This is a genomic window from Pseudoalteromonas sp. MQS005, from assembly GCF_001661605.1.
GTDB lineage: Bacteria > Pseudomonadota > Gammaproteobacteria > Enterobacterales > Alteromonadaceae > Pseudoalteromonas > Pseudoalteromonas tetraodonis.
Genome location: NZ_LYRQ01000085.1, coordinates 1 through 10,098 on the forward strand (window position 1 = coordinate 1; position 10,098 = coordinate 10,098).

Consider the following 10,098-nt stretch of genomic DNA (forward strand, 5'->3'; position numbering starts at 1 on the left):
ATATATGTTTATTTTTAATCATTTATTAACTAATGTTTATAAGCGTACATTAACAGTTGAATAATTTAAGGAAATATAAGCCTCCCATGCCGCAAAAAAGTCTTTCAACAAAGTTACTCACTCGGGTTTTATCAGTTTATTTTATACTGACCTTTGTGGTGACCTGCGGGCAAATTTTCGCAGAGTACGTCAATACTAAAGATTACATACGCGATGAACTTGGCACATTACAAAAGACCTTTGGTAGAAGTTTAACCCGAGCAATTTGGGAGCTAAATATAAAGCAAACCACCACAACCGCCGAAGGATTACTCGATATACCTATGGTTGAGGGGGTTATTATTCGTGACGATAATGGCGCTATTATTTCTCAATTAGGCCGCGCGCTAAATATTCACAATCTTTACAGTCAGCAACTTGTGCAAGAAGATGTCATGGTAGAGGACACCAAAGCCGGTTTATTTGGCTATACATTCCCACTTATTTTTGAGTTTTCAGGACGAGCAACGCAAGTAGGCGATGTTACTTTATTTTCTAGTCGCGATGTAATTTTTAGTCGCATTATGCTCTCTATCTACTTTTTGATTGGTAATGCCATGATTAAAACTACTTTTTTAATCATCTTATTTTTAATTGCATTTAGAAAGTTACTCACCGAGCCCCTTACTCAATTAACCGAGCAAATTGAATACCTTGAGTTAGAAGAGCTTGATGGTCAACAGGTTAAAATAGTCACCGATGAAAATAACGAGCTTAAAGTAATGGAACGCTCTTTTAACAATCTGATTTCGAAGGTTGTTGAGTATAAAAAAGAGTTAAAACAAACTCAGCATGACCTAATTGAAAGCAATCAAAAACTGGATCAACAAAACTTACAACTTGAACAGGATGTTGCGCGTAAAACATCAAATTTAAGCCAAGCAATGATCGATCTACAGCAACAAAAATATGAACTAGAGCGACAAAAAGCAGTTTTAACAGAGGAAGTCGATTTACGAAAGCAAACCGAACAAGAACTGTTAAGCAAACAAACTCAGCTGCAAAGCTCGCTCGATGAATTAAGCTTTGCGCAAGAGCAACTGGTTGGCTCAGAAAAAATGGCGGTATTAGGCGGCTTAGTGGCGGGGATCACTCATGAAATTAATACCCCTATTGGCATTGGCGTTACTGCCACCTCTTTTTTACAAGAGCGATTAACCGAAATAGAAACTGCGTATAAAAATAAATCATTATCGTCTGCGGCGTTAGAAGGCTTTATTAATGATGCAGCGCAAAGCGCTCAACTGCTCTCTCACAACTTAGAACGTGCCTCAGATTTAATAACCAGCTTTAAACAAATTGCGGTAGATCAGGCCAGTGAAGCCCTAAGAACAATTAACTTTAAAGACTACATCAACGAAGTTATACGCTCTTTGCACCCACAAATTAAAAAAACATCTCACAGCATTCGTCTACATTGCCCAGATGATTTAATTATTAACTTACCTGCGGGAGTCATTAGCCAAATATTTACGAACCTAATTATGAACTCATTAGTGCATGGTTTTGAAAATATAAACAGCGGCCAAATCACCATAGATGTAAATACTGATGAAAACGACCTCATCATTAATTATCAAGATAACGGTTTAGGTTTAAAACCGGCTCAACTAAAGCGTTTATTTGACCCATTTTTTACCACCAAGCGTGATGAGGGTGGCAGCGGCTTAGGTGCCCATATTATTTTTAATCTAGTAAAACAAACGCTCAATGGTAAAATTGATGTAAGTAGTGAGCCTGGGCAAGGGTTACACTACCGTATTTCGTTCCCTAAAAACATGTCATCTCCCCTGCCACTTTTTAAACTCGATTAAGCTAAATCAGCCGTTTCTAGAAGCGGCTTTTATTGCTATGATTGCACAAATTTTTTAAATGGATCATTCCCCTATGTGGTTTAGTAACCTTATATGCTATCGCTTTAAACAAGACGTTTCATACACACAAGAAGACTTTGATAAGGCATTAGAGCAAGATCTATTTCGTCCTTGTACTGGCCAAGAGTTGGCAACATTTGGTTGGACAAAAGCATTTGGTAAACATGGTGAAACTCTTTCTCATTTCTCACAAAAAAGTATTTTAGTGTGCGCTAAACGTGAAGAAAAAGTATTACCAGCCTCGGTAATAAATGAGCTGGTAGCAGAAAAAGTTGATCAGATTGAAGCCGAAGAAAATCGCCCAGTAAAGAAAAAAGAAAAAGATGAATTAAAAGAAAACATCTTACACACCTTATTGCCACAAGCATTTAAAAAATCGAGCTTGCAGTTTGCTTTTATAGACCAAGAAAATGGATGGGTGGTAGTTAATAGTGCAAGCTTTAATAAAGCAGAGGAACTACTTGCTCTATTACGTAAATCATTAGGAACATTACCCGTTGTTCCTGCGTTTGCTAATTATGATTTAGACGTATTTTTAACTGACTGGCTTACTAACTTTAGTACTCCAGAGGGCTTTGCAATTGGGTCAGACGCTGAACTTGAAGAAGCTGATGACAGTGGTGCTCAGGTAAAACTCAAAGGCCATGACCTATCGTGTGACGAAGTGAAGTCGCACCTTGAAAGTGGTAAGCGCGTCACTAAGCTTGCCCTTGATTGGCAAGAGCGCGTTAAATTTATGCTACAAAACGATGGCTCAATTAAACGTTTAAGCTATTCAGAAACACTTAAAGAAGAAAATGCCGATATTCCTAAAGAAGATATGGCGGTTAAACTAGATGCTGATTTTATTCTTGCATCTGAAGAAATTAAGCAATTGCTAGAAGAGCTTACACAAGGCTTAGGTGATGCTGACGATTTAGCGTAAAAGCTTTATAAAATAGTATTACAACTAAAAAGCACGATTAAATCGTGCTTTTTATTGCTCAAAAACAAGTACCAATTGCATTAAATTAGTGATCTATTATAGCGACAAAGAAATAAGTCGATAACAAGGCAAAAATTATGATACATAGTTGTTCTATATAAATAATTTTTAACGCAGGTAGCGAATTATTTAATACGCTAGAATAATCATGTTTTTAATAAAATTGGTATTAACTAAACATTTCTTTTACGTCTTCAACCATATGCAAATACTCTTCACTCTCTAACATTTCTAATGAAGGAAATATGCCTTTATCAATATACGTTTGCAGCGCTGCTGACTTATCAGATACTTGTAAGGTTCCCTCAAGGATTGCACCAACACGAATGAAGTCGATATAACTCACCTCAGCAGTACGATGATTCACATCTGCCCAGTGCTGCGCGACCTCAACAAACACATCAGGAAATTCCCACGCTTTCATGATTGAACCACCAATTTTACCACTTAAACGTTGAATCGCATGGGCTAAAAAGCTGGGGCTTGCAAACACTTCAGGGTGACGCTCTGCTTCAGTTAAAATGGGTAACACCCCAATATTATAAACTAATGAAGCTAATGTAATGGCATCGCGATTTAGCGATGTATGGGTATTTCTTTTTAAGTAAAACTCCATTAATGAAATAGAGTGCGAGGCCACATGCAGCGTTTTATGCCACGCCTTTCCCATGTAGCCTTTTATTAACTCGTTGTTAGATACAAATAACTGCTCCATCGCCATGGCTGTGGCAATATTTTTTATTTGCCTAAGCCCAATACGTGTAACGGCTTGGTGCAAGTTAGACACCTTTACAGCTCGGCCCATAATTGCACTATTTGCGACTTTGATCATCCGCGCCGACAATGCAGGATCATGTGCTATCACATCTGACATTTGCATCAAATTAACATCGGGGTTATCTGCGGCTTGGCGAACCTTAATCGCTACCTCAGGTAACGTAGGCAACACCAGTGTGTCGTTGTTAATTCTGTCAACTAAAATAGTGAGTAAGGCATTTTCTGTAGACATAAAATATCCCTTTGCTTAATGACCTACACTTTACAGCAAGTCTTATATTATTAATTATTTCAAAGCTTAGTAGTATTAAACATATACCTAAAATAGAAAGAATTGTAGATAATTATTGATTATTTACCAGCGGCCCCTCATTAGTGCACTCTAACGTCTAATACTTGCTATTTGCTAGTATGTTTTGCTTTAATGCAAGCATGCTAAGGCACACTAATACTCATTCAGTACCTTAACTTACAGTATACAAGTTATAAAATAGACTTTTTAAAGGCAATATAATGATCTTAAATAAAATTAGCCAAGCAATACTGCTCTCTGGCATCGTTTTTCTTAGTGCCTGTTCTGAGCAAGCACCGTCTTCAAACAATACGCCGCAAAGCTCAGCGCCAACGGCTTCTCAAGCGCCTTCAGGGCCAACACTCGTTAATATTGACCGTCAACGCTTAGACATATACACAGACTTCAGCTTACAAAGCGATTTGTCACACTTATCTGAGAACCAAAAAGCCATGGTTGCCAAGCTTATTGATGCTTCAAAAATTATGGACGATTTATTTTGGAAACAAGCATTTGGTGAAGATAAACAAAGCTTTTTAGCACAATTAGATGATGAAAAAGTACGTCAGTTTGCAGATATAAACTACGGCCCATGGGATCGCTTAAATGGCGATGAAGTATTTTTATCTGGCTATAAAGAAAAGCCGCTTGGGGCAGGTTTTTATCCGGCCGACATCACCAAAGAAGAGCTTAATAACGCTGATGTAAAAGATAAAACAGGGCTTTACTCACTTATTAAACGCGATGAACTAGGTAATTTATACAGCACGCCTTATTCAGAAGAATATGCCGTAGAACTTGCCCAAGCAGCTAAGTTACTTAGAGACGCTAGCAAATTAGCTGACGACAAAGAATTTGCCAACTACCTAAACTTACGAGCTGACGCAATACAAAGCGATGATTTCCAAGCCTCTGACTTTGCTTGGATGGATATGAAAAATAATCCTATCGATGTTGTTATTGGCCCAATTGAAAACTACGAAGACCAATTATTTGGTTACCGTGCTGCCTATGAATCGTATGTACTAATTAAAGATTTAAAATGGAGCGAACGCCTGGCTAAATTTGCTGCCTTTTTACCTGAGCTGCAAAAAGGCTTACCTGTTGATAGCAAGTACAAGCAAGAAGTGCCTGGCTCAGATGCTGACTTAAATGCCTACGATGTTGTTTATTATGCTGGGCACTCAAATGCCGGCAGTAAAACCATTGCAATTAACTTACCAAATGATGAGCAAGTTCAGCTAGAAAAAGGCACACGTCGCTTACAGCTTAAAAATGCAATGCGAGCGAAGTTTGATAAAATTTTAGTCCCTATCGCAGAGCAGTTAATTGTGCCAGAGCAACGTAAACACATTACCTTTGATGCATTTTTTGCTAACACTATGTTCCATGAAGTAGCTCACGGTTTAGGTATTAAAAATACTATTACCGGCAAAGGTACCGTTCGCCAATCTCTACAAGAGCATGCTAGCGCCTTGGAAGAAGGTAAAGCAGATATTCTTGGTCTGTACATGGTTGAACAGTTACTTAAAAAAGGGGAAATCACTGAAGGGACGTTAGAAGATTACTACACCACCTTTATGGCGGGTATTTTCCGCTCTGTGCGTTTTGGTGCTTCAAGTGCACATGGTAAAGCAAACATGATCCGCTTTAACTTTTTTGCTCAAGAAGGTGCCTTCTCTAAAAATGAAGACGGCTTGTATAGCATCAACATGGATAAAATGGGCGACGCTATGGCTAAATTATCGCGCCTTATTTTAACTCTGCAAGGTGATGGTGATTACGAAAAAGTAGATCAACTGATTGCCACTCATGGCGACATTAAAGCGGAACTAGCTAAAGATTTAGAAAAGTTAAGCAAAGCGAACATCCCTGTAGATGTGACCTTTAAACAAGGTAAAGACGTGCTTGGCCTTAATTAATAAAAACTAACCACATAAAAAAAGCGTTACATTGTAACGCTTTTTTTATTATTTGAATTATTTATCACTCATCACTTTACGAACAACCGGCTCAAGGCTTGCCATTCCCCACTGCTTGCCAGTTTCAATTGCAGACTCTATATCTGCACCTTGTTGATGAGCTGAAATAGCCATTAGCGCACCAACACGATTACTGCTCGCACAATGAACAACCACTGACTCACCTTCAAGTTCTTCTAAAAGGCTAGCTAATCGTTTTGCATTGTCGATGTTTACATCTTGTGCACCTGCAATAGGAATTGCGTGATAGCTCATTCCTAAAGAATTGACTAACGCGCCTTCATCCCAGTCTTGCTCATCTGCTGCACGTAAATTAATAACATGCTTAACATTAGCTTGTGATAGTTGCTTAAACTGCACATCACTGGGCTGCGCTGCAGAAAAAACCAAGTTGTTATGTGCTGCAAAGTTTTTAATATTAGCGTTATTTACCACATCTACAGCTACTGGCTGCTCGCCCGCTATCACTGCTGACACCGCAATGGCTGCAATAAATACACTTGTACAGAGTTGTTTGATTAATTTCATACTATCCCCTCAAAGTAACTCATTTTGATTTTTAAAAATGCGCTTTTAATTGCTCTATCTGCTCATGAGTATAAGGCACACTCGGAAACTTGCCCCATACCGGCGCAGGCCATGCAATATCTGTTTTAAAACGCGCGATATGATGAATATGTAGTTGTGGCACCATATTACCCAATGCGGCTACATTTAACTTATCAGGATTAAACACCTCCATTAACAAATGACTGAGTTTCGCTGACTCGTGTAAATAAGTAATTTGTTGCTGCTCGGTTAAATCAATAATCTCTTTTAAGCCCGCTATTCTGGGGACCAATACAAACCAAGGATATTGGCTGTCGTTTAATAGTAACACCTTACAAAGTGGCCAATCAGCCAGTTCAATACAATCTCTTTTCAGTTCAGGTGCTAAGGTAAATGATGTTTTGCTCATGTTAAAGTCCTTAGATTATTTTACCGCACACTTTATAGCATTTAGTTGCAGTTGCACACGCTTGTGCTTTACCATCGAGATAATTTTATGTAAGTAAAGGCAATCCTGTGTTAAAAAAACTAAAACACCTCTCACTGGCAATTCCCCTACTCGCGGGCGCATTAAGCGCAGAAGCTGAGCCACTAACGCTTGAGCGTATATTTGATGATCCGAGCTTAGCAGGCAAATCTCCGGTACAACTTAAGTTTTCGCCTGATGGTAGCCGGGTTACCTACTTACAAGGTAAAACCGATGACTATAACCGCTACGATTTATGGGAATATAATTTAAAAGATAATACCAACCGGTTGTTAGTTGATTCGGCGCAGTTATTTTCAGGCCCAGAAAATCTCTCCGATGAAGAAAAAGCACGCCGCGAACGCCAACGTATTTTTGGAAAAGGTATCCTTGAATATAAATGGTCAAAAGATGGGAAAGCACTGTTATTCCCTCTTAATGGCGATCTTTATTACTATGACTTAGATGCTAAAAATAGTAAAAAGCTGACTAACACAGACGCATTTGAAACCGATGCGCGTTTTTCTCCAAAAGGAAATTTCGTATCCTTTATCCGAGAGCAAAACCTATATGCACTAGAGCTGGCTTCAGGTAAAGAAATTCAGTTAAGTAAAGATGGCGGTGGCGTAATTAAAAACGGCATGGCCGAATTTGTGGCGCAAGAAGAAATGAGCCGTATGACCGGTTATTGGTGGGCAAATGATGAATCTAAAATCGCCTTTACTCGCGTTGATGAAAGCCCTGTTCAAGAAGCGATTCGTAACGAAATTTATGCTGATGAAGTAAAACTATTTAACCAGCGTTATCCATTTACTGGCACCAATAATGTTGACATTCAACTTGGGGTGGTAAAGCTTAATGATCAAGCAGTTGACTGGATTGACTTAGGCGACGATAAAGATATTTATATTGCCCGCGCTAAGTGGCTAAACGACAGCAATACGCTCTCTTATCAATGGCAAAACCGCTCGCAACATAACTTAGAACTACGTTTTTACAACACTAAAACAAAACAGCAAACCGTTGCTTTAACTGAAAAAAGTGATACCTGGATCAACTTGCATTTTGACCTTGAATTTTTAAAAGATAAAAAGCATTTTGTATGGGCCTCAGAGCGCGATGGATTTAAGCACCTTTATTTATATCGTAATAACGGCCAACTTATCCGCCAGATTACCGCAGGTGATTGGGTCGTAGATAGCCTAAAAGGGATAGATGAAAAAAATGGCGTTGTTTACTTTGCTGCACGTAAAGATACCCCGCTAGAGAGCCATTTATACAGTGCGCCTTTATTTAAAAAAGGGGGTATGAAGCGCATTACTGAAAAAGGCCAATACCATAATGTCGTTCTAGCGAAAGATAATAAAACTTTCATTGATAATAGCTCATCGGTTAATAAGCCAAATTCAGCTGCACTGCGCAAAATTAATGGTGAGTTTATTACGTGGCTTGAAGAGAATAAGCTTGATGACTCTCACCCACTTACCCCGTATCTAACTGATTTAGCCCAGCCCGAATACGGCACAATTACCGCTGAAGACGGCCAAATTATGCATTACCGTTTATTTAAACCAGCAAACATGGCAAAGGGTAAAAAGCATCCGGTTATTGTAAACGTTTACGGTGGTCCTCATGCTCAGCGAGTAACCAATAGCTGGCGCAGCAAAAACTTATACTTTCAATACATGGCGCAACAAGGTTATGTAATTTTTCAACTTGATAACCGAGGCTCTTACAATCGCGGTAAAAAGTTTGAAGATGCGATTTATAAGCACTTAGGCGTTGTAGAAGTGGCGGATCAAATCAAAGGCGTTGAGTTTTTACGTACTCTTGATTACGTAGACCCTGCTCGCATAGGTATATACGGCCACAGCTACGGTGGTTATATGGCGCTAATGACCATGTTTAAAGCAGGCGATTACTTCAGCGCGGGTGTATCTGGTGCTCCGGTTACCGACTGGGCTCTATACGACACCCATTACACCGAGCGCTATTTGGGTCACCCAGATACTAATGCCCAAGGCTATATCGACAGTGCTGTGTTCCCATACGCTGAAGGCTTAAAAGGCCCATTAATGATTTACCATGGCATGGCCGATGACAACGTATTATTTACCCATGCCACTAAATTATTTAAACAGCTGCAAGATAACAATCAACAGTTTGAAATGATGACTTACCCGGGCTCAAAACATAGCCTTCGCGGTAAACAAGTTCAAACTCATTTACATCAAACTATTACAAACTTCTTTAACCGTAATTTTAATACAAAGTAACTAAAACCGGGTTAATTATTCGACTAAAGGCTGATATAAGTATCAGCCTTTTTTTATGCAGATAAGCTATATTGAAACGTCAACAAACAATAATTAAATTCATTATAAGCACCCGTTAAGTAAAAGTTCGGCCTATCCTTTTTATTGTATTTACGCAAACTAGTTAATAAAGAGAGTATTAAAAATACAATATAAGGAAAATAAAACCGTATTAGCCTATATTTTAACTATGCTTATTTAAGAGAAATAATGCTCTAATACGGGAACATGCATATGCCAAACCTCCGTCGTTTTACTATATTTCAACGTTTAGCCATTTTAGTAGGGATTGTAATTTTTGGTTTAATTGTATTGAGTATTTCGAGTTTAAGTAATCAATATAAATCGCTTAAAAATGAGCAATATCTAAAAACTAAAAATGTGGTGGAAACTGCTTATAGCATCATTACACACTACGCAGCGCTTGAACAAAGTCAAACACTCACTCGTGCACAAGCACAATCTCAAGCGATGGCCTCAATACGCTCATTGCGTTACGATGATACTAACTATTTTTGGATCAACAATTATCAGCCAGCCATGGTAATGCACCCAATTAAACCAGCCCTTGAAGGGAAAGATTTAACGAATAATAAAGACCCTGATGGCACCCCTTTGTTTGTTGAAATGGTTGATGTTGTTAAAAAATCCGGCGAAGGCTATGTGCCTTACAAGTGGCCAAAACCCGGCAGCGACAAACCCGTAGATAAAATTGCGTATGTAAAAGGCTTTAATCAATGGCAATGTGAATCGCCCCGTGTTTGCCAGAGACTCAATAACTTGAGAAACTGGAACTATGAAAAAATCAAATCGCTATAC

General features: G+C 38.7%; 8 protein-coding genes. 5 read left to right on the top strand and 3 right to left on the bottom strand.

Annotation, left to right across the window (positions count from 1 at the left end; all coding sequences use genetic code 11):
* The first annotated feature begins 86 nt into the window (after positions 1-86).
* Both A9479_RS18770 and rdgC read left to right on the top strand, forming a co-directional pair.
* The gene (locus A9479_RS18770) at positions 87-1,853 is read left to right on the top strand and encodes an ATP-binding protein (protein ID WP_064664259.1); all 1,767 of its coding nucleotides are present in this window, start codon (positions 87-89) and stop codon (positions 1,851-1,853) included.
* 73 nt (positions 1,854-1,926) lie between these two features.
* A complete protein-coding gene (rdgC, locus tag A9479_RS18775) occupies positions 1,927-2,838 on the top strand; it encodes a recombination-associated protein RdgC (RefSeq protein ID WP_008111993.1) in 912 nt (303 codons plus the stop codon).
* 229 nt (positions 2,839-3,067) lie between these two features.
* On the opposite strand, the gene A9479_RS18780 is transcribed toward rdgC, so the two are convergent.
* The gene (locus A9479_RS18780) at positions 3,068-3,907 is read right to left on the bottom strand and encodes an HDOD domain-containing protein (RefSeq protein WP_013464223.1); all 840 of its coding nucleotides are present in this window, start codon (positions 3,905-3,907) and stop codon (positions 3,068-3,070) included.
* A 281-nt stretch (positions 3,908-4,188) separates the two neighbouring features.
* Between A9479_RS18780 and A9479_RS18785 the strand changes: the two genes are divergently transcribed.
* Complete coding sequence (locus A9479_RS18785; RefSeq protein ID WP_013464222.1) at positions 4,189-5,889, top strand: hypothetical protein; 1,701 nt, start codon at positions 4,189-4,191, stop codon at positions 5,887-5,889.
* Positions 5,890-5,946: 57 nt separating this feature from the next.
* Here A9479_RS18785 and A9479_RS18790 read toward each other — a convergent pair whose 3' ends face one another.
* Both A9479_RS18790 and A9479_RS18795 read right to left on the bottom strand, forming a co-directional pair.
* Positions 5,947-6,477 carry a hypothetical protein gene (locus tag A9479_RS18790; RefSeq protein WP_064664260.1) on the bottom strand — a complete coding sequence of 177 codons (531 nt, stop codon included), beginning with the start codon at positions 6,475-6,477 and terminating at the stop codon, positions 5,947-5,949.
* Positions 6,478-6,508: 31 nt separating this feature from the next.
* Positions 6,509-6,907, bottom strand: coding sequence for an HIT domain-containing protein (locus tag A9479_RS18795; RefSeq protein ID WP_064664261.1), 399 nt, complete (start codon positions 6,905-6,907; stop codon positions 6,509-6,511).
* A 107-nt stretch (positions 6,908-7,014) separates the two neighbouring features.
* On the opposite strand from A9479_RS18795, the gene A9479_RS18800 reads away from it, so the two are divergent.
* Positions 7,015-9,240 carry a S9 family peptidase gene (locus tag A9479_RS18800; protein WP_064664262.1) on the top strand — a complete coding sequence of 742 codons (2,226 nt, stop codon included), beginning with the start codon at positions 7,015-7,017 and terminating at the stop codon, positions 9,238-9,240.
* Positions 9,241-9,513: 273 nt separating this feature from the next.
* Positions 9,514-10,098 (top strand): cache domain-containing protein (locus A9479_RS18805; protein ID WP_231893598.1); only part of this gene is annotated, 585 nt, incomplete at its 3' end.

What these genes read in the sequence shown, in the direction of transcription:
- A9479_RS18780 (WP_013464223.1), bottom strand. Translation starts at nt 3,907, where the DNA reads ATGTCTACAGAAAATGCCTTACTCACTATTTTAGTTGACAGAATTAAC.
- A9479_RS18785 (WP_013464222.1), top strand. Translation starts at nt 4,189, where the DNA reads ATGATCTTAAATAAAATTAGCCAAGCAATACTGCTCTCTGGCATCGTT.
- A9479_RS18795 (WP_064664261.1), bottom strand. Translation starts at nt 6,907, where the DNA reads ATGAGCAAAACATCATTTACCTTAGCACCTGAACTGAAAAGAGATTGT.
- A9479_RS18790 (WP_064664260.1), bottom strand. Translation starts at nt 6,477, where the DNA reads ATGAAATTAATCAAACAACTCTGTACAAGTGTATTTATTGCAGCCATT.
- A9479_RS18770 (WP_064664259.1), top strand. Translation starts at nt 87, where the DNA reads ATGCCGCAAAAAAGTCTTTCAACAAAGTTACTCACTCGGGTTTTATCA.
- rdgC (WP_008111993.1), top strand. Translation starts at nt 1,927, where the DNA reads ATGTGGTTTAGTAACCTTATATGCTATCGCTTTAAACAAGACGTTTCA.